21 protein-coding genes, 1 tRNA gene and 1 other RNA gene are annotated in these 20,025 nt (G+C 41.7%); 16 read left to right on the plus strand and 7 right to left on the minus strand.

The annotated features are described in order from the left end of the window. Positions 1 to 79 precede the first annotated feature (79 nt). Entirely contained in the window at positions 80 to 409 is a 330-nt protein-coding gene (locus ACFORF_RS02185) for a winged helix-turn-helix transcriptional regulator (RefSeq protein ID WP_380424999.1), read from the minus strand. Positions 410 to 650: 241 nt separating this feature from the next. Between ACFORF_RS02185 and ACFORF_RS02190 the strand changes: the two genes are divergently transcribed. After that, a complete protein-coding gene (locus tag ACFORF_RS02190; RefSeq protein ID WP_380425001.1) occupies positions 651 to 1,424 on the plus strand; it encodes a nuclear transport factor 2 family protein in 774 nt (257 codons plus the stop codon). A gap of 110 nt (positions 1,425 to 1,534) precedes the next feature. Here the strand turns inward: ACFORF_RS02190 and ACFORF_RS02195 are convergent, their stop codons facing one another. Beyond that, complete coding sequence (locus tag ACFORF_RS02195) at positions 1,535 to 1,663, minus strand: putative metal homeostasis protein (RefSeq protein ID WP_380425003.1); 129 nt, start codon at positions 1,661 to 1,663, stop codon at positions 1,535 to 1,537. 134 nt (positions 1,664 to 1,797) lie between these two features. Beyond that, the gene (gene mutY, locus ACFORF_RS02200; protein ID WP_380425006.1) at positions 1,798 to 2,943 is read right to left on the minus strand and encodes an A/G-specific adenine glycosylase; all 1,146 of its coding nucleotides are present in this window, start codon (positions 2,941 to 2,943) and stop codon (positions 1,798 to 1,800) included. Between the two features lie 1,135 nt (positions 2,944 to 4,078). On the opposite strand from mutY, the gene ACFORF_RS02205 reads away from it, so the two are divergent. From ACFORF_RS02205 to nadE, 4 genes are all read left to right on the plus strand, one after another. Beyond that, positions 4,079 to 4,303, plus strand: coding sequence for a DUF4059 family protein (locus tag ACFORF_RS02205; protein WP_380425008.1), 225 nt, complete (start codon positions 4,079 to 4,081; stop codon positions 4,301 to 4,303). Positions 4,304 to 4,323: 20 nt separating this feature from the next. Next, complete coding sequence (trxB, locus tag ACFORF_RS02210; protein ID WP_380425010.1) at positions 4,324 to 5,247, plus strand: thioredoxin-disulfide reductase; 924 nt, start codon at positions 4,324 to 4,326, stop codon at positions 5,245 to 5,247. Positions 5,248 to 5,446: 199 nt separating this feature from the next. Beyond that, positions 5,447 to 6,895: a nicotinate phosphoribosyltransferase gene (locus tag ACFORF_RS02215; RefSeq protein ID WP_380425011.1), complete on the plus strand. Its 1,449-nt coding sequence runs from the start codon at positions 5,447 to 5,449 to the stop codon at positions 6,893 to 6,895. A gap of 9 nt (positions 6,896 to 6,904) precedes the next feature. Then, a complete protein-coding gene (gene nadE, locus ACFORF_RS02220; protein WP_380425014.1) occupies positions 6,905 to 7,729 on the plus strand; it encodes an ammonia-dependent NAD(+) synthetase in 825 nt (274 codons plus the stop codon). Between the two features lie 234 nt (positions 7,730 to 7,963). On the opposite strand, the gene pbp1a is transcribed toward nadE, so the two are convergent. Then, complete coding sequence (pbp1a, locus tag ACFORF_RS02225; protein WP_380425016.1) at positions 7,964 to 10,150, minus strand: penicillin-binding protein PBP1A; 2,187 nt, start codon at positions 10,148 to 10,150, stop codon at positions 7,964 to 7,966. Then, entirely contained in the window at positions 10,134 to 10,742 is a 609-nt protein-coding gene (recU, locus tag ACFORF_RS02230) for a Holliday junction resolvase RecU (protein WP_380425017.1), read from the minus strand. The genes pbp1a and recU overlap by 17 nt, the downstream gene beginning before the upstream one ends. Before the next feature lie 78 nt (positions 10,743 to 10,820). Here recU and ACFORF_RS02235 point away from each other — a divergent pair, with 78 nt between their 5' ends. The 5 genes from ACFORF_RS02235 to ACFORF_RS02255 all read left to right on the plus strand — a co-directional run bounded on the left by ACFORF_RS02235 (position 10,821) and on the right by ACFORF_RS02255 (position 15,025). After that, complete coding sequence (locus ACFORF_RS02235; RefSeq protein WP_380425019.1) at positions 10,821 to 11,345, plus strand: DUF1273 domain-containing protein; 525 nt, start codon at positions 10,821 to 10,823, stop codon at positions 11,343 to 11,345. Positions 11,346 to 11,448: 103 nt separating this feature from the next. Further along, a complete protein-coding gene (gene gpsB / locus ACFORF_RS02240) occupies positions 11,449 to 11,793 on the plus strand; it encodes a cell division regulator GpsB (RefSeq protein WP_380425021.1) in 345 nt (114 codons plus the stop codon). Between the two features lie 26 nt (positions 11,794 to 11,819). Then, positions 11,820 to 12,190, plus strand: an RNA gene (gene rnpB / locus ACFORF_RS02245) — RNase P RNA component class B. Between the two features lie 113 nt (positions 12,191 to 12,303). Beyond that, positions 12,304 to 13,464 carry a THUMP domain-containing class I SAM-dependent RNA methyltransferase gene (locus tag ACFORF_RS02250; protein WP_380425023.1) on the plus strand — a complete coding sequence of 387 codons (1,161 nt, stop codon included), beginning with the start codon at positions 12,304 to 12,306 and terminating at the stop codon, positions 13,462 to 13,464. 1 nt (position 13,465) lies between these two features. Continuing rightward, a complete protein-coding gene (locus ACFORF_RS02255) occupies positions 13,466 to 15,025 on the plus strand; it encodes a cell division site-positioning protein MapZ family protein (protein WP_380425025.1) in 1,560 nt (519 codons plus the stop codon). 154 nt (positions 15,026 to 15,179) lie between these two features. Here the strand turns inward: ACFORF_RS02255 and ACFORF_RS02260 are convergent, their stop codons facing one another. Beyond that, the gene (locus tag ACFORF_RS02260) at positions 15,180 to 15,527 is read right to left on the minus strand and encodes a hypothetical protein (RefSeq protein ID WP_380425027.1); all 348 of its coding nucleotides are present in this window, start codon (positions 15,525 to 15,527) and stop codon (positions 15,180 to 15,182) included. After that, entirely contained in the window at positions 15,524 to 15,943 is a 420-nt protein-coding gene (locus ACFORF_RS02265) for an HIT family protein (RefSeq protein ID WP_380425029.1), read from the minus strand. Before ACFORF_RS02265 ends, ACFORF_RS02260 begins: the two co-directional genes overlap by 4 nt. A 70-nt stretch (positions 15,944 to 16,013) precedes the next feature. On the opposite strand from ACFORF_RS02265, the gene ACFORF_RS02270 reads away from it, so the two are divergent. From ACFORF_RS02270 to ACFORF_RS02295, 6 genes are all read left to right on the plus strand, one after another. Continuing rightward, positions 16,014 to 16,745 carry an ABC transporter ATP-binding protein gene (locus ACFORF_RS02270; RefSeq protein WP_380425031.1) on the plus strand — a complete coding sequence of 244 codons (732 nt, stop codon included), beginning with the start codon at positions 16,014 to 16,016 and terminating at the stop codon, positions 16,743 to 16,745. Continuing rightward, positions 16,742 to 17,788 (plus strand): ABC transporter permease, encoded by a 1,047-nt coding sequence (locus tag ACFORF_RS02275; protein WP_380425034.1) that lies wholly within the window; start codon positions 16,742 to 16,744, stop codon positions 17,786 to 17,788. Before ACFORF_RS02270 ends, ACFORF_RS02275 begins: the two co-directional genes overlap by 4 nt. A gap of 71 nt (positions 17,789 to 17,859) precedes the next feature. After that, on the plus strand, positions 17,860 to 18,651 hold the full coding sequence (gene ccrZ, locus ACFORF_RS02280) for a cell cycle regulator CcrZ (RefSeq protein ID WP_380425036.1): 792 nt from the start codon (positions 17,860 to 17,862) through the stop codon (positions 18,649 to 18,651). Continuing rightward, entirely contained in the window at positions 18,648 to 19,283 is a 636-nt protein-coding gene (gene trmB, locus ACFORF_RS02285) for a tRNA (guanosine(46)-N7)-methyltransferase TrmB (RefSeq protein ID WP_380425038.1), read from the plus strand. Before ccrZ ends, trmB begins: the two co-directional genes overlap by 4 nt. A gap of 21 nt (positions 19,284 to 19,304) precedes the next feature. Continuing rightward, positions 19,305 to 19,391, plus strand: a tRNA-Ser gene (locus tag ACFORF_RS02290). A gap of 46 nt (positions 19,392 to 19,437) precedes the next feature. Next, a complete protein-coding gene (locus ACFORF_RS02295) occupies positions 19,438 to 19,944 on the plus strand; it encodes a DNA topology modulation protein FlaR (protein ID WP_380425041.1) in 507 nt (168 codons plus the stop codon). The last annotated feature ends 81 nt before the right edge of the window (positions 19,945 to 20,025 follow it).

Consider the following 20,025-nt stretch of genomic DNA (forward strand, 5'->3'; position numbering starts at 1 on the left):
GACGAACAAGATAATTAGAACATGATAAGGTTCGGTGAGGTGCTTTCATTGGGGTTTGCTTACAATGAAGATCTTGTATTTATTTCCCGTATTTTTCTTTATAATCCATGCCCCAATCCCACATAGAATCAATAATCGGTTTGAGGCTGAAGCCAGTTTCCGTTAGGGAATATTCAACTCTTGGAGGCACCTCAGCATACACCTTTCGATTGACCAAGCCTTGTCTTTCCATGTCGCGTAACTGATTGGTTAAGACTTTTTGGCTGACTGAGCCAATGGATTTTTTTAGTTCTCCAAATCGCATCGTGCCATTCAACAAGTCACGCAAAATCAAGATTTTCCACTTATCTCCTATCAAGGATAGGGTCGTTTCTACTGGACATGCTGGTAGTTCTTTGTTAACAATCATCATTTCTCCTTAGTATCTTTTTGAAACTTTAAATCTATTATATCCTATTTTATGAAATCAGGCAATTTTTAAAAAATAATAAAAAATTTTTTAAGTCTTAAAATGATTGATAATTCTACAAAAGACACATTTAGGTGACTATAGGCTAAAAAAGTGCCTACTTTCCAAATGAAACTAATGTTGTTAGACTATAGGTGTAAGACATTAAGCCCCAAAAATAATGATTAAAGGAGACAATCTTATGTCACAAAACATTCAAAACGCAAAAGCCCTTATCAACACCTTCGCTACTGGCGATCTTGATACTGCTCGCCATTTATTAGCACCTGATTACATTCAGCATAATCAAGCCTATGCTACAGGTGCAGCTGCTTTTATCAGTGCTGTTGAAGGCTTGGCACAAGCCTCAGTTAAAACGACTGTACAGACTATCCGTGCTTTTGAGGATGGAGACAAGGTCTTTCTTCACACGATTTACAACTTTGCTGGCAGCGGTGAACAAGTTGCTTTTGATATTTTCCGATTTAATGCTGAAGGAAAAATCGCCGAGCATTGGGATAACTTAGATGCACTTGCTGAGCCGAATCCAAGCGGACGAACACAAATCGACGGTGTTGTTGAGACGACAGCAACAGATAAGGAAGCAACTCGCACGCTTGTAACGAATTTTGTTCAAGATGTTCTTCATGGGAAAAACTTAGATAAGTTGACAAGTTATTTCGATGGAGACAACTATATCCAACATAACGCTGGTATTGCAGATGGTTTGTCAGGACTTGGTGCAGCTCTTGTAGCTCTTGCAGAAGCAGGACTAGAAATGGTTTACAAGGAAACTTACCAAGTTCTTGCCGAAGACGATTTTGCACTGGCTATCTCTGAAGGAGAATTTGCAGGACGACATGTGGCCTTCTACGATTTATTCCGTGTTGAAAATGGCTATATTGCTGAACATTGGGTTGTTATCCAAGATATTGTGACAGAAGCGGAAGCGGCAAATGACAATGGGAAATTCTAAGGTGTTGCTTGAAATGGAATTGAAGAATCTTAAGTTAGCTAAACTTTAATTTTTACTCGGTAGATAAATAGAAAAGAGCAATCACCATAACAGTGATTGCTCTTTATCTCTTATTTCTGATTCTGGCTACGTTTTTGGCGATTGTGCGCCTGAATGACGGCCAAGGCCCGTTTGCGGGTCTTGATATTAGGGCTCTTAAGCTTGCGGTAGGCGGACGACAGGTCCATTCTTTCTGCCATGGTGGTCTCCTTTTCAGTTCTTATAAAAATAGCAGAGCTAGTCATCTCACGATGAAAGCTTTACAAAAGACATTATACAACAAAATACTTAACTGGTAAAGTAAAATCTCAAATAAAATACCCATTACAGTATTTTATTTCCCAAAATAAGCTTCTACCATTTTCTTTTGGGGTGTCGCAAAGGGATAGTTGCTAAAGTCTTCTGGGCTAACCCAGGCTAGGTTAGCATTATTCAGGTCACTAGCCCGTTCGATGTGACCTTCTGTCATCACGATCTGCCATTTCTGGTGACTAAAAGTATGCTTGACCTCTGGGAAGGTTTGGTCAGACCAATTTGGCTTGAGCTGGTAGCTTTCTTCAAAAATCTGCTGTTGAGTCAACTGGTCACGAACAACAGGCAGGTCTTCCTCAAAGAGATTGAGCTGTTGACTAACCAAGTTAGCCTCACAGATTGGAAAGGACCAAAATCCCTCCAGAAGTTTCCCCTTGGTGTTCTTTTCAAGTAAAAATTCGCCCTTTTTATTCTGGATAATATAGGCTTGAATGGCCAGAGGACGTGGTTTTTTCTTGGGTTCCTTGATGGGGTACTTGTCCATGGTACCATTGAGATAGGCAGCCGAAAAAGCACGGACAGGACTCTCCTCAGGACGTGGATTTTTAGGACCTTCAATATCGGTGCCTAGATCCATAAGGGCCTGGTTAAAGTCACCAGGACGGTCAGGGTCAATCAGAACTTCCATGATGGCTTGGAAAATCTTACGGTTGGCTGGATTGCCAATATCGTGATCTACTTCAAAGAGTCTGGCCATTACCCGCATGACGTTACCGTCGACTGCAGGCTCAGGAAGACCGAAAGCGATAGAAGCAATAGCCCCTGCCGTATAAGGACCGATACCTTGTAGGCTGAGAATATCGGCGTGATTGTTTGGAAATTGTCCACCAAATTTAGTCATAATCTGCTGGGCAGCCGTCTGCATATTACGGACACGGGAGTAGTAGCCCAAACCTTCCCAGGCCTTGAGGAGTTTCTCTTCAGATGCCTCAGCTAAATCTGCTACGGTTGGAAACCAGTTTAAAAAACGTTCATAGTAAGGAATAACGGTGATAACCTGAGTCTGTTGGAGCATGATTTCAGACACCCAAATAGCGTAAGGATCAGACGTCCGTCGCCAAGGCAAATCCCGCTTTTCTTGGTCATACCAAGCTAGCAAGGTCCGTCGAAAGGACGCAATCTTTTCCTCGTCCCACATAGTAATTCCATATTTTTCAAAATCAAACATAGGACCATTGTACCAAAGTCTTTAACAATTTTAAAACGAAGAATTTTTCAAGAAAGTGTTTTTATTTTCTTACGGGAAAAATGTTGAAAATTTCTTTAGGAATATTTTGGGGAGAAATAGCAGAGCAGTTCGGTCAAACGGAACGTTTCCAAAAAGCCTTGACGAACTTATGCGGCCCCTAAAAATCAAGGTTCGGCTTTCGCGAACAATCTTGTTAGAGAACTTAAGATCGCCAAAACCTTGACAAATGTAAGCGTTTGCTATACAATGAAATCAGAAATAAGGAACAGGGTTCCTCAAGAAAAAATACAAGGAGGGTAATCAAATGCAAATGAATTTAGGACGGTACAAAAACGGAGACTAAAACCTCCGACAGTAGGCAAGAACTTTACAGGAATGGAGGGTGATGCCAGATTTTAGAAAATATAGAAACCCAGAGGGATGGCCGTTAGCTAGAGTAAGCAGAGAATAGACCTTAAGAGAAATGAAATCAGAAACAATGATAGCTCAGCTGACCTGCCCCCTAAAAAAACTATGACAATGCGAAACCGGAGGTATGACTTATGTATATAGCCCGGTACAAAAATGGAGACTAAGCAGTCTTGGAAATCTTAATAGTGAGGATTTTCAAGACCTAGCAGGAATACATTCGTTTTAAGAGAAATGAGGTGTTGCGAATGCTAAGAATGAATATTAGTCGCTATAAAAATGGAGACACTTGTTAAATCTCCTTATGAAAATTAGTTTTTTATCACAACTGAATAGCTAAGAAGTGCCAGACGAGGGTTTGGCACTTTGTTTTTTGTGTGGAAAATTATCTTCACTCAAAATCTTATTAGAGAAGGGGAGTGACGCAGGCATAATAGAGTTAGCCAAGGAAACCTAACGACCTATAGATTTGATTTTGGAATAGTATTAACCATGATTTCAAATGTAGAAAGTTGTTGAGTAAAGCACTAGTAATCTCATGCTTATTCAAAAGCTTTATCAATTTTCCTGGCCGATGAAGCTATGACCACAGTGAGGTGAGGCAAGTTCTGATATCTAAGTTAAAAACTCAGTAATTTTCCCAGTCGCTATTGCTGGGATTATTTGCTATAATGGGAACTATGATAGATACAGAGAGGAACAAGTCATGTTAACCCAAGTCTTAGGAGCCTATTTGTTGGGGCTGTTGATCGCAAGTATAGTGGTCTTTGCCATCGCTGGTGGTTGGATTTTTCTGCGTGCCCTGCGAAAGGTTGATAAGACGGCTGCGGCCCGTCAGAGTGTCTTATTTGATGCCTTGATGATGTCACTGGTTTCCATTCCCGTCTTATCCTTTGCTGTGATGGCTATTATCTTGATGATAAGGGCTTAGAAAAAAGAAAAGAGGAACTTATGTACGATACAATTGTGATTGGTGCTGGCCCTGCCGGCATGACGGCAGCCCTCTATGCTGCCCGCTCAAATCTCAAGGTTGCGACCCTCGAGCAAGGTGCTCCAGGTGGTCAGATGAACAACACATCTGACATCGAAAACTACCCAGGATTTGAACTCATTTCTGGACCAGAGTTGTCCATGAAGATGTATGAGCCTTTGGAAAAACTGGGTGTTGAAAATCTTTATGGCATCGTGACTGGAATTGAAGATAAGGGCGATTATAAAATCGTCAAAACAGATGATACTAGCTACGAAACCAAGACCGTTATCATTGCGACTGGGGCCAAGCATCGCTTGCTCGGAGCTCCAGGTGAAGCTGAGTACAACAGCCGCGGGGTCTCATACTGTGCGGTCTGTGACGGGGCTTTCTTCCGTGGTGAGAAACTCCTAGTTGTCGGTGGTGGTGACTCTGCTGTTGAAGAAGCTATCTTTTTGACACGCTTTGCAGAGAAGGTGACCATCGTTCACCGTCGTGATGAACTCCGTGCTCAAAAGGTTCTCCAAGACCGTGCCTTTGCCAATGATAAAATTGATTTCATCTGGGATTCTGTCGTTTCTGAAATCAAGGGTAATGGTCAGCGCGTATCTAGTGTAGCCTTTAAAAATGTTAAAACTGAAGAAGTTAGTGAACGTGAGTTTGGTGGTGTCTTTATCTACGTGGGCTTGGATCCTGTTACCGACTTTGTCTCTGATCTTGGTATTACTGACGAAGCAGGCTGGATTATTACGGACGATAAGATGCAGACTAACCTACCAGGCATCTTTGCTATTGGAGATGTCCGTCAAAAACACCTTCGTCAGATTACGACAGCGGTTGGAGACGGAGCTATTGCAGGTAATGCAGCCTACCAGTATATCGAAGAGCAAGAAGTCGCTCACTAAGATGTAAGATCATCGGTTTGATAATCGATGGTTTTTTGATGCTGGGACTAGCTGAAGAGGAGCTTAGTTGTTTTATTTTTTACAACACCTGAGAACTAACTTTTATGATATAATGAGACCATGTTGTAACGATGGCAAGACGGTAATAAGTGGCTAAAATGCTTCTTTTGCTAGCTCTGCCATCTAGAATGGAGAAAAAATGTACAAGGATGATAGTTTAAGCTTACATACAGACCTTTATCAAATCAATATGATGCAGGTATATTTTAATAAAGGGATTCATAACAAGCACTCGGTGTTTGAAGCTTATTTCCGTAAACTTCCTTTTGAAAATGGCTACGCTATTTTTGCTGGTTTGGAACGTTTGGTCCGCTATATTGAGGATTTTCGTTTTACAGAAACTGATATCGCCTATCTTGAGGAGCAGGGCTATCCAGAAGATTTCATGGCCTATCTTAAGGACTTTAAACTTAAGGTTTCCATTCGTTCAGCCAAGGAAGGTGACTTGGTCTTTGCCAATGAACCCATCGTTCAAGTTGAAGGTCCCCTTGCTCATTGTCAGCTGATTGAGACGGCACTCCTAAATATTGTTAACTATCAAACTTTGATTGCAACAAAGGCGGCCCGCATTAAGTCAGTCATTGAAGATGAACCCCTTCTAGAGTTTGGAACACGACGTGCTCAAGAAATGGATGCTGCGATTTGGGGAACCCGTGCGGCCTACATTGGTGGGGCCCAAGGTACTTCTAATGTCCGTGCAGGCAAGATTTTCGGTATTCCAGTATCTGGGACCCATGCCCATTCTATGGTTCAAGTCTATGGCAATGACTACGATGCCTTTAAGGCCTATGCCTCTACGCATAAAGACTGTGTATTCTTAGTCGATACCTACGATACCCTCCGTCTCGGTGTTCCTGCAGCCATCAAGGTAGCCAAGGAATTTGGAGATGCCATCAATTTCAAGGGTGTGCGTATCGACTCTGGGGATATGGCCTATTTATCTAAAAAAGTCCGTCAACAGTTGGACGAAGCTGGATATACAGAAGCTCATATCTACGCTTCTAATGACTTGGATGAGAATACCATTCTAAACTTGAAGATGCAAAAGGCCAAAATTGACATCTGGGGTGTGGGTACCAAGTTGATTACAGCCTATGACCAACCGGCCCTAGGTGCAGTTTACAAGGTTGTATCCATCGAAGACGAAAACGGTCAGATGCAAGACACCATCAAACTCTCCAACAATGCTGAGAAGGTCTCAACACCAGGTAAAAAACAGGTTTGGCGGATTACCAGTCGTCAACTCGGCAAGTCTGAGGGAGATTACATCACCTATACAGACCTTGATGTCAATAGTTTGGATGAAATTTACATGTTCCATCCAACCTACACTTATATCAATAAAACAGTCAGTGACTTCGACGCTGTTCCACTTTTGGTTGATATTTTCAGAGATGGAGAGCTGGTCTATGAATTGCCAAGTTTGCAGGAAATCCAAGACTTCTCCCGTCAAAAATTAGACAACCTCTGGGATGAGTACAAACGCCTGCTTAATCCGCAGGACTATCCAGTCGACCTAGCCAAGGACGTTTGGCAGAACAAGATGGACCTCATTGAACGGGTCCGCAAAGAAGCCTACAAAAAATAAGGAGGCAGCATGACCTTACAAGAAGATATTATCAAGCAACTTGGGGTGAAACCAACCATTGATGCCCAGGAAGAAATCCGCAAATCCATTGATTTTCTCAAGGCCTATCTCTACAAGCATCCTTTCTTGAAAACCTATGTTCTGGGAATTTCAGGGGGGCAGGATTCAACTTTGGCCGGTCGATTGGCCCAGTTGACAATGGAGGAAATGCGGGCTGAGACAGGTGACGATAGCTATCGTTTCATTGCTATCCGCCTTCCATATGGAGTTCAGGCTGATGAAGATGATGCTCAAAAGGCCCTGGCTTTTATCCAGCCAGATCAATCCTTGACCATCAACATCAAACCAGCAGTAGCTGGTCAGGTAGCTGAGTTGGCCCAGGCTGGAGTTGAAATCTCAGATTTTAACAAGGGTAACATCAAGGCCCGTCAGCGCATGATTAGTCAATATGCGGTAGCTGGTCAGTATGCTGGTGCGGTCATTGGAACCGACCATGCTGCGGAAAATATTACGGGTTTCTTTACCAAGTTTGGAGATGGCGGAGCAGACATCTTACCACTCTACCGCCTCAACAAACGCCAAGGTCGTCAATTGTTAGCTGCACTTGGAGCGGAAAGACGCCTCTACGAGAAAGTGCCCATTGCTGATTTGGAAGAAGACCGTCCAGGTCTAACAGATGAAGTCGCCCTCGGCGTGACCTACACTGACATTGATGATTACTTGGAAGGTAAGACGATTGCTCCAGACGCTCAAGCCAAAATCGAAGGCTGGTGGAATAAGACCAAGCACAAACGCCACTTGCCGATTACCATTTTTGATGATTTTTGGAAATGAATTTTTGATTTCTAACCAGTCCATTGAGGAGTGACATCTTCAACTCTGACTAAAATTAATTTTAGCTGGTTCCAAACTTCAAACTCAATTTCTTCCAAATTTTGTGTACTGAGTGCGAGTGTTGCTTGTAATTTGCTCATCTAGATAACCATTGATTTATCATTTAGATTTATGATTCAATAGAATAAAGAGAAAAAGCCAATCTTCAACAATTGCTGAAGATTGGCTTTTGTATTAGTTTCCACTTACAGAACGATTTGAATTGTTTTCAGATTCAGATGAATCGGTAGATGAACTTTCTGTTTTAGCTTGAGTGGTTTCTGGTGATTTGCTGGTTACTTCCTCCTCTTCAACCTCACTTTGCTCCTCTGTTTGACTAACAGTAGCAGAGGAATTTGAATAAGAATTGTTGTAAGAGTAGTTGCTAGAAGTATTGCTTGTACCGTTTAAGTAAAGGTAGTTACCGCTTCGGTAAAGTCCAGATGGCATGGTCCAGTCCTCACTATAATACTGAGTGAGATAGGCCATCATTTCGCGATAAACATTGGTACTAATTACTAACCCATCACCATAAACTGGCGTTAGACGATTTTTATAGCCTGTCCAAACGGCCATGGAGTAATTAGTTGTATAACCAACATAGGTTGAATCAGGTGCCATCGTACCAACGACAGAGTTATAAATACCTGTTTCTGCTTCGATGGAAGCTAATTCAGTTGCAGTATAGTTAGAAGTTCCGGTTTTACCAGCTTGAACAACTCCTGAAATTTGAGCGTTAATCCCATTTCCATAATAGAGAACAGTCTTTAACATATCCGTCATCATGTAGGCAGTTGTTTCCTTCATTGCTGTTGTCCCAGCAGAATCATAAGTTTGAACCGTTCCGTCACTAAATTCAATACGGTTGACATACTGTGGTTCGTGGTAGGTACCACCGTTGGCAAATGCGGCATAGGCAGCTGCCATCTTCTCGCTGCTAGCTCCGTACTTAGTGTCCGAACTAGAAGTATTACTTGAAAGAGCATTGGCGTACTGCATTTCAGGATAATAAATTCCAAGTCCTTCTAGGAAGCTTTGAGCATAATCTAGACCTGTTGCTTCAAGTGCTCGAGCAGCAGGGACGTTACGTGATTGCATGATTGCAGTTTGCATAGTCATCCAACCATAATATTGAAGATCCCAGTTGTAGAGTTGTATGGATGTACCTGGCCAGTAGTAAATCGAGTCGTTCAGCGACTGTGCCGTGCTTGTGTATGTTCCACTCTCAAGGGCTGGCGCATAGGCAGAGATAGGCTTCATAGTAGAACCCCAATCTCGGTCTGTCAAGGTTGCTTGGTTAGTACCAAAGGTAACATCTTCCGTTTGATGACGTGTGCCAAGTTGGGCGATAACTTTACCAGTGTTTACATCCATGACTGTTGAAGCAACTTGGATTTCATCATCTGGATAGGCAACGTAAGAATCAGAATTAAAGATATCATAGAGATATTGTTGAGCTGCTATATCAACGTTGGTGTAGACCTTGAGTCCTGAAGTAAAGATATCAGCACCCGTCTTTTCTTCAACTTGCTCGATAACTTCCTTCAGATAGTTATCGAGATAATCAGGTACTTCATTATTGGATGTTAACACCTGAAGGCCATCGGTAATAGGTGTAGCAACAGCTGCATCATATTCTTCTTGAGTAATGTTTTCATAGCGGAGCATCTGACCGAGTACGATATCACGACGTTCTTTAGCTGCTTCGGGATTCGTATAAGGGTCGTACTGACTTGGAGCCTGAGGAATACCAGCTAGAAGGGCGATTTTATCGATAGAGAGCTCAGTTAAATCTTTACCGTAGTAGGATTTTGCGGCAGTTAACATACCGTAGTTTCCATTGCCCATGTAAACTTTGTTAATGTAGAAGGTCAAAATTTCTTCTTTGGTATATTCCCGCTCCATCTTTAGGGCAAGCCAAGCTTCTTGGGCTTTACGTTTTAACGTCTGATCAGAACTATCAGTAGAGAAATAAGCAAGCTTGATTAGCTGTTGGTCTAAGGTTGACCCTCCCTGAGTACGATCAGATGTTAAGTTATTCCAAGCGGCTCCCATAATCCGAAAAATATCTACACCACGATGCTTAAAGAAACGGTGGTCTTCAATCGCTGTAACTGCATTGACCAGATTAATCGGAATATTATCTGAAGTAACACTTGAACGTTTTTCTGAACCTAAGTCAGCTATGAGGTTGTTTTGGCTATCATAAACCAAACTGGAACTCGTAGCCTTAAGTTGGCTTTCAGAAAGTTTCGGAGCGCTACTCACGTAGTAGAAGAAGAGTGCACCTCCAGCCAGTATGGCCAAAATAATTAAACTGAGTCCAATACTAAAAATGTATTTGAGTGCTTTAATGATGTGTTTCTTATTGATAGGAATCACCGCCTAAAAAATTTTTTTCTATAATATCAAGATAGGGAACTTGAGGGAATGCAGCCTGTTGAATCATAAACCCCATTTTTTTGATATAATCAAGGGGCATAGATTTACTACCGAGGTCAATGGCATAAAAATCAACCAAGGCTCTAGCAGGTAGTAGGTAGGTTTCATCAAGTGTAGCAAAGTATAAGAGGACAAATGCAATACCATCTTGCTGGAGAACTTTGCTCATATGCTCGATTTGGTGAGCATGAAAATTCTTCATGGGGAAGGCTGTTTTTTGCCGTGTTTCCTTGGCCTCAAAGTCAATGTAATGTCCCTTATAGACTCCAGAGTAGTCGGTTGTGGAGGCCTGCCTAAAGTAGGCTTCTACAATTTTAGCTCGACTCCTTCGGGGATAATCAACTTTAACAATCTGTACAGGAGTAGGTTTTTTGTGAATTACAGCAATGTTTTTCATGAGATAGTACTCATTGCTAGCATTGATGGCTGATTCAAAACTCATCCCGCGATTAGCAAAGTTGGTCTCGTTTTTTTCAAGGGAACGCTTAGGAGGGGTTGATCTTCGATTTAGGCTATGTGGATACTTAACCATTTTCTTCCTCCTTTATGGTTTTTATGGCTTCATAAAAACAAGTCTATTATATCATAATTTTGAAAAGGAAAACATAAAATGACCGCAATTCTCATTACTGGCTATAAAAATAGTGATTTAGGTGTTTTTAATGAGCAAGATCCAAAAATTAAAGTAATAAAAAAAGCGATTCGGACGGCCCTGGTCTCTTATTTAGAAGAGGGAGTAGATTGGTTTGTTTTCACGGGTAATTTAGGTTTTGAATTGTGGGCTTTGGAAGTTGCTAAGGAATTGCAGGGCGACTACCCCATAAAACTGTCTACAATTTTTCCCTTCGCCAATCATGGTGAAAATTGGAATGAATCAAATCAGTTAAAATTAAGTCAATTTAGAGCGGTTGATTTTTCAAAATATTGCTACGACCAATATGAAAATCCTGGCCAATTTCGCTCCTACAATCAATTTTTAATCGATAACACGGATGGCGCCTATGTTTTCTATGATACTGAACATGAAACAAATCTAAAGTATTTTGTGAATAAAATGAAAGAGAAAGAAAATTTTAATATCTCTTTTCTTACATTTGAACATTTGAATGAAGTTGCGTCAGAATTTGATGAATAAATCTAAAGTATTTGCTTGCATTTTAAAACAAAATTCTGTAATATAGAAGGGTATATATGTATGAGAATTTAGCATGAAATGATGGACCGGTAGGGGAGAAAGTATGGCAAGTATTATTTATAGTCCAAAAGAAATTTTTGAACAGGATTTTAAGAAAACGATGCGTGGTTACGACCAGGTAGAAGTTGATGAATTTTTAGATAATATTATCAAAGACTATGAAACCTTCATGGCTCAAATTGAATTTCTAACGACAGAAAATGATGAATTAAAACGTCAATTAAGTACTGCGGAATCAAGCCCTTCAACGACTCCGTATGTCAATCCTTCTGTTAGTGGACAGTTCACAGAAACTGGTCCCGTAGCTACGACAGCGACGAATTTTGATATTTTGAAACGTATTAGCCGCTTGGAAAAGGAAGTTTTCGGCAAACAGATTGTCGAATAATGCATAAATTAGTTAATAACTGTGCAATTTTTGGATAATCGCGTGGTAATACTATTATTACCATGAGGAAAGTCCATGCTAGCACCAGCTGTGATGCTGGTAGTGTTTGTGCTAGGCGAAACAATAAGCCTAGGGACGTCTTCGGACGTTACGGCGGACGAAAGCGCTAAGTCTTCGGATAGGTGTCAGTAAGCCTGAAAGTGCCACAGTGACGGAGTTCGACTGGAAACGGTTGAAGTGGAACGCGGTAAACCCCTCAAGCTAGCAACCCAAACTTTGGTAGGGGCACGGGATAGCTAGAATCCGAATGGACTATCCTGACTGCACATCGCAGTAGACAGATGATTATCGAAGGCAGTAGACCTAGTACTGCTGGAACAAAACATGGCTTACAGAAAATTGCATAATAGGTAGCTAGCGTTTGCTAGCTTTTATTATAGGGTCTTAGGTAAGCAAGTGAAGATAACCTTTAAGTGTCTAACAGATAGAAAGTAAAATGAAAGAAGGATAATGAAAACAGAGTTTAATTTAGTAGCAACTGCTGCAGCTGGTTTGGAAGCGGTAGTTGGTCGTGAAATCCGTGATTTAGGAATAGAGTGTCAGGTTGAGAATGGCAAGGTTCGATTTAAGGGTGGAGTAGATACCATCATTCGGACTAATCTATGGTTACGAGCGGCTGACCGGATTAAGATTGTCGTTGGGGAGTTTCCGGCTCGGACCTTTGAAGAACTCTTCCAGGGAGTTTTTAATTTAGATTGGGAGAATTATTTGCCTCTGGGGTGTGCCTTTCCTATTTCTAAGGCCAAGTGTGTCAAGTCTAAACTCCATAATGAACCAAGCGTTCAAGCAATCACCAAAAAGGCAGTTGTCAAGAAGTTACAGAAGTATTTCCACCGTCCTGAAGGAGTGCCTCTCATGGAGAATGGACCTGAGTTTAAGATTGAGGTCTCTATTCTTAAGGACCGAGCAACGATTATGATTGACACGACGGGTTCTAGTCTCTTTAAGCGCGGTTATCGGACGGACAAGGGTGGTGCACCGATTAAGGAAAACATGGCAGCAGCTATTTTGCTCCTGTCCAACTGGTACCCTGATAAGCCTCTCATCGATCCGACTTGCGGTTCAGGAACCTTCTGTATTGAAGCGGCCATGATTGGGATGAACATCGCGCCTGGCTTTAACCGTAGTTTTGCTTGTGAAGCTTGGCCATGGGTCGATAAAAAGCTAGTTCAAAGTATCCGCGATGAAGCTGAAGAAAAAGCCAATTACGATATCGAGTTAGATATCATTGGGACGGATATTGATGCCCGTATGATTGAAATTGCTAAGAAAAATGCCAGAGAAGCTGGACTTGAAGATGTTATCAAATTGAAACAAATGCGCCTTCAGGACCTAAAAACCGATAAAATCAACGGTGTCGTCATCTCCAACCCTCCTTATGGGGAGCGGTTGCTGGATGACAAAGCCGTCGATGTCTTGTATAATGAAATGGGTCAGACCTTTGCGCCACTTAAGACCTGGAGCAAATTTATCCTGACCAGTGATGAGAACTTTGAAACCAAGTATGGTTCTATCGCAGATAAAAAACGTAAACTCTACAACGGAACGCTGAAAGTGGATCTCTACCAATATTTCGGCCAACGTGTTAAACGTCATCAAGAGGAAAACTAATATGTCTGATAAGAGTACGCCGCAAGACCCAAATTTGGACTTTGACAAGGCCAAGGGCATGACCATAGAAGAAGCGATGGATAAGACTTCTGAACTTGAAGCAGGTATTACAGAACAAGATAGTGTTCTAGACCGCTACATCAAGCAGCACCGCGATGAAGTCGGTTCGCAAAAATTTGTTCAACGTTTGAGCGAGATGGACGAGATTGATACTGATACTCTGGATGAGTTCATTAAGAAGCAACGTCAAGAACTTGAAAAAACTGGATTTTTAGAGCAATTATCTGATGAGCAGGTGTCAAATCCAACAGAGGCGGTAACAGTTGCTTCAGATAAAGAAAGAGATGTTTCTATTCCTGTTGTTGCGGCAGGAACTTTAGTTGATACAACTACTGAATCCGAGGAGCTGAAAGTTTCTGAGAGTGGTGCTTTTGCTAAAAATAACCTAGATACGATTCCTGTCACACCTATATCCATGGATGAACAGGAAACTGATACCCTTTACACGGGGACAGAGTCTGTCGAAGCTTCTTCTGGTAAAAAAAAGAAACTAATTGCTGGTACATTAGCTGCTCTGCTATTGGGAGTTGGTGTAGTAGGCATAGGTTGGACAGCCCTTCATAACAAGGATACAAAATCAGCTGATAAGGCAACGGCAACAACTTTTACTTCTGTGGCAACGACAACTGCTAAGGCTTCAGATGAAGATAAAACTAATTTTGAAACCTTGTATGCGAGCTTCTTTGCTGATGAAGGGAAAACAAAGCTTAAAAATAGTGAGTTTGGTAATCTTAGCAAACTCGAAGAGGCTTTGAATAAACTAAAAGATACCGATGCCTATGAGAACGCTAAAAGTAAGTATGATAGTCTGAAGCGACAAGTAGAAGCTGCTCAAGCCTTAAATGCTAATTTTGAATCTGATGTGATTGTGGATGGAGCATTGCAAGCTGTCAAAGTTAAATCTGATGCGAATTTTGATGGCCTATCAAGTGATATACTCAACACTGGGAATGCGACTTTGGACAGTCTGATTCAGTCAGCTATTTCTGATGGCCGCAGTCAATTGACAAGTGGTACAATTCCAGGTGCGGTGTCTGGTGTTGCAAGTACAGCTGCGGTTGCTGAAGAACAAGCAGCAACTCAAGCCACAGCGGGATCTCAAGATACTGGAGCAGGTTCAGCAGCAGTAGTTGATAATAGCCAGGCAGCAACTGTAACGACAACACCAGTCTATGGATCTGGCGTTGGGATTACAAACTATGATCCAGCTACTCTACAACGTAATTTGAGTCGTGTAGCCTACAATGAAGCTAACTTGGCGGATTCGACAAACCCAGCTTGGGACTTTAATCCTGGAGTTCTTGAAAAAATCGTGTCGACGTCTAATCAACGTGGCTACTTCTCTGGCTATAATTTCATCATGGAACGTGTAGCTATCGTCAATGGGAATGGTTACTATAACATCTTTAAACCAGACGGAACTTACCTCTTTACCTTGAACGCGAAAACAGGTTATTTTGTTGGTAATGCACCGGGCTATGCCGACGATTTAGATTTTTAATGGCCTTACTTACATAGACTGAGATAGAAATCTTTCGGTTATAACTAAGGAATCACCTTATTCCTAATGGTTGAATCAGACAATTGAATACCATTCTATTTGAAAACCCACCTCATGAGAATTTGTGAGGTGGGTTTTGTGAAATCTTTTGGGACTAGTTGTTGTCACTTGTTTTGGTCTGGTACTGGGCTAGGTTTTCGTTGAGTTTAGTGGTCTGAGCTTGCAGGTGCTCCATGCGTTGGTTAATGATTTCAACGCGAGACTGGGTTTCCTGGTTGAAGACACGGAGTTTGTGGTTGAAATCAGAACTCAATTCTTGGAGGAGTGGGATTTGGTCCTGCAATTTCGTCAGATTGGATTTGATAGCTTGGAAACTATCTTGTGCCTGAGTGACAGTTGCTTTGGTGTCTGTAAATTCCTGCTGGATAGCTTTGCGATTTTCATAGGCATAGTAAGCACTGGCGCCTAGGCTAAAACCAAGAAGGATTGTCTTGAAACTCATGCTTGAACCTCCTGGGAAATGCTTTGAGCAAGAGCTGCTAGGGCTGGGAAATCCGGCTCGTGAGCCGTAAAGCGGATATCGAGTTCATCACCATCCGCATAGCGTGGGAGGAGATGGATATGGGCATGAAAGACAGTCTGTCCAGCCGCTTCTTCGTTGTTGTTAATGATGTTCATGCCATCTGCACCTGTAGCTTTTTGCAGTCCACGAGCGATTTTAGGTACTCGAGCAAAGAGGGATTGGGCAGTATCTGCTGACATATCCAGAACATTGCGGACATGCTCTTTAGGAATGACTAAGGTGTGGCCTGGGGTAGCTTGGGAAATATCTAGAAAAGCCAGGACATCCTCATCCTCGTAGACCTTTGAGGATGGAATTTCACCAGCAACAATCTTACAAAAAATACAATTCTCCATTTGATTTACCTAACTTTTATAATTTTATTATATAATTAAGTATAGTATAACAAAGTTAGGAAAAAAGGTCATGTTAAAACTCGAAAATGTAACCGGAGGATATGTTAATATCCCTGTTTTGAAAGGTGTTAGCTTTGAAGTGCAGAGTGGTGAATTGGTGGGGTTAATTGGACTTAATGGAGCTGGAAAATCTACAACCATCAATGAAATTATTGGAAGATTACAACCCTATCAAGGACAGATTACCATTGATGGACTGAGTCTGACGGATGATAGAGTCACTTATCGGAAGAAGATAGGTTTTATTCCTGAGACCCCTATTCTTTATGAGGAACTAACCTTACGAGAGCATATTGAGGTGATTGCCTTGGCCTATGAGGCTCCTCTGGAGGTGGTCATGGGACGGGCAGAGCCGCTTCTGAAGCTATTTCGTTTGGCTGATAAGTTAGATTGGTTTCCAACCTCTTTCTCCAAAGGGATGAAGCAGAAGGTTATGATTATTTGTGCTTTTGTTTTAGACCCCAGTCTCTTTATTGTGGATGAACCCTTCTTGGGGTTAGACCCACTAGCTATCGCTGATTTTACTGAACTTTTGGCCCAAGAAAAAGCTAAGGGTAAGGCTATTCTCATGTCTACTCATGTCCTTGATTCGGCTGAAAAAATGTGTGATCGTTTCGTTATTCTTCACCAAGGTCAAGTGAGGGCGGCGGGAACTTTAGCTGATTTACGTCAGGAGTTTGGTCAATTAGATGCCAGTCTCAATGATATCTATATGGCCTTGACTAGAGAGGAAGGCGTATGAAGGCGATCTTTGATAAACGGCGCTCTCAGTTCCTGAGTCAGCTCTTGAAATATTCCCGTTATGTTTTTAATGATCATTTTGTCTTGGTATTGTTGGTTTTAGCCGGCTTTTTAATGGTGCAATACCGACATCTTTTAGAGAATTTTCCAAAGGTCACATGGCCAGTGCTAGTCGTTTTAGTCTTGGCTTTGGTGCTAGTCTTTAGTGTTGGGCGTTTGGGTACTTATATAGAGCCTGCGGACCACCATTTTTTATTGGCTAAGGAAGTTGATTTGCTGTCTATTTTAAATCAAGCCTTTAAGCGTAGCTGGGGACTGTGGGGAAGTATTCAGACGGTCCTAATTATTATGCTGGCGCCGATTTTAAAGGCCTTGGGACTGGCTGTTTGGCAGATTGGACTTTTAATCCTCCTAGCTTTAGGGATAAGGTATCTGTTGCTCAAGCGACAACAGGTAAAGTTTGTGACGGAATATGGTGGCTTGGAATGGGACAGGGCAATCGCATTTGAAAACAAACGCAAGCAAAGTATTCTTACCTTTTTCTCACTCTTTACGACGGTTAAGGGAATCACGACCTCAACGAAACGCCGTGCATACTTAGATGGTATCCTTGAGCAATTTGGTAAGAAATCTAAGCAGACTTGGCTTTATCTCTATGCTAGGGCCTACTTTCGGAGTGGGGATTATTTAGCGCTTACGTTACGCTTGCTTATCCTAAGTCTACTAGTCTTACTCTTTGTTGAGCAAAAACTCCTTGCTGCTGGGCTAGTGTTAATCTTGAATTACCTACTCCTATTTCAGCTCTTGGCGCTTTTTCATCATTATGATTATCACTATTTAACGGGGCTTTTTCCACAGTCGGAATCTGATAAAGCGAGAGAATTGCAGAGCTTTCTAAGGGTTATAGGTTATGGTTTAACCTTACTTGAGGTCTGCTTTGCTATGGACATTAAAGCTATCGGTCTGATTTTAATCGGGATGATAGTGATATGTGAGGGATATCTTCGCTTCAAATTAAGTAAGATGATTGACGAAGTGCTTTAAAACAAGTAAAATGGTATAGATATTATGCAGGTCATTGTGACGAAAAAGAAAATGGTTAGGAGGAACTAGCCTTGACAGATGAAGAATTAGAATTGACGCCACTCAAAGGTGAGAGTGGACAAGCCTTTATGGGAGTTTATCCTGATGGTGAGAAGGTGTTTATCAAGATGAATACCTCACCGATTTTGACAGCCTTAGCTAAGGAGCAGATTGCACCGCAGCTGCTGTGGTCCAAACGAATGAGTAATGGGGATGTTATGACGGCTCAAGAGTGGTTGCAAGGGCGTCTCTTGACTAAAGAAGATATGAACAGCAAGCAGATTGTTCATATCCTTTTGCGGATGCACAAATCACGGTCCTTGGTTAATCAGCTTTTGCAGTTGAATTACAAGATTGAAAATCCCTATGACCTGCTGGCAGATTGGGAACAAAATGCTCCTCTGCAAATCCAAGAGAATTCATATTTGCAATCCATTGTGACAGAGATGAAGCGTCAACTGCCAGAATTTAAGGCGGATCGTGCTACGATTGTTCACGGTGATGTGCGCCATAGCAACTGGGTTATTACGACCAGTGGAATGATTTATTTGGTGGATTGGGATTCAGTTCGAGTAACCGATCGTATGTACGATGTGGCTCACTTGCTCAGTCATTATATTCCACGCATTCATTGGCAAAAGTGGCTTTCTTATTACGGTTACAAGTATAATGACTTGGTTTTAAGTAAGGTTTATTGGTATGGGCAGTTTGCCTATTTGTCCCAAATTCTAAAATTCTTTGACATTCGCGATATGGAGCATGTCAATAATGAAATTTATGAATTAAGAAAATTTAGAGAGTTATTCGCAGACAAAAAAGCATGAGAACAAGAAAACGAAAAGGAGCAGAAGAACTTCTTGAAAGTCACCCCAATCTAGTTATCCTGAATCCGGAAGATGCTAAAGGGCGTTGGCGAGAGGTTTTTGGAAATGACCATCCGATACATATAGAGGTTGGGTCAGGTAAGGGAGCCTTCATAACAGGAATGGCCAAACAGAACCCTGGTATTAACTATATCGGGATTGATATTCAGCTGACGGTTTTAAGCTATGCTCTGGATAAGGTTTTGGATGCAGACCTGCCAAATGTCCGCTTATTGCGTGTTGATGGCTCGGCTCTGACCAATTATTTTGAAGATGGAGAAATTGATCTTATGTATTTGAATTTCTCTGATCCTTGGCCAAAGAGTCGCCATGAGAAGCGTCGTTTGACCTATAAGACTTTTTTAGATACCTATAAGGCTATTTTGCCAGATCATGGAGAAATTCATTTTAAAACGGACAATCGGGGATTGTTTGAATATAGCTTGGCAAGTTTCTCGCAATATGGTATGATATTAAAAGAAGTTTGGCTGGATTTGCATGCTAGTAACTTTGAAGATAATGTTATGACTGAGTATGAAGCGAAATTTTCAAGCAAGGGTCAAGTTATCTATCGTGTAGAAGCACGATTTTAAACTGGGATCATCCCAGTATTTGGAGAGGTCGCATAGTGGCCGAGTGCGCACGCTTGGAAAGCGTGTAGTCCTTAACGGGGCTCGGGGGTTCGAATCCCCTCCTCTCCTTACGTCTAGCCAGGACAAGGGTCCTGGCTTTTTTTGAGGGGTAAAGATGAAAATAGACATTATTGGCTCCGTAGGTTCTGGCAAGACAAGCTTGGCAAAAGAGTTATCGGTTTTCTATCGGATTCCATATTATGAGAAGGATGAGATAGTCTGGGCTCGATCGATTTCAGGTGACTATAAGCGAAGTGATAAAGAACGGGACTACTTGTTTGCTGAGATTTTGAAGCAAGACGACTGGATTGCCGAAGGTTCCCCGCGAAGGGTTTTGAGAGAGAGTTTTGCTCAAGCTGATCTGATTCTTTTTCTTGATACTCCGTCGCGAATTCGCCTCTATCGGCTTGTCAAGCGTTGGGTCAGGCAGCGTCTGGGCAGGGAGAGTTATTCTCTTAAACCGGATTTTTCTGCTTTAAGACAGTATCTGAAGTGGCACAGGGACTTTAATCGGTATCGACACCAACTCTTGCAAGAACTATCCATTTATGAGGATAAGATTTGCCTTGTAAAATCAGCTAAAGAAGCAAAAAACGAGTTTATCGCTAAATTTCAAGTCTAAGTTAGGCATTTAGTAAAAATTGTCTAGGAGATAAATAGTTCAAACATTTCTTTGGATAGTTGTTAATCCAATTTTCGATGA

The sequence above is a fragment of the Streptococcus caprae genome, from assembly GCF_042649745.1.
Taxonomy (GTDB): domain Bacteria; phylum Bacillota; class Bacilli; order Lactobacillales; family Streptococcaceae; genus Streptococcus; species Streptococcus caprae.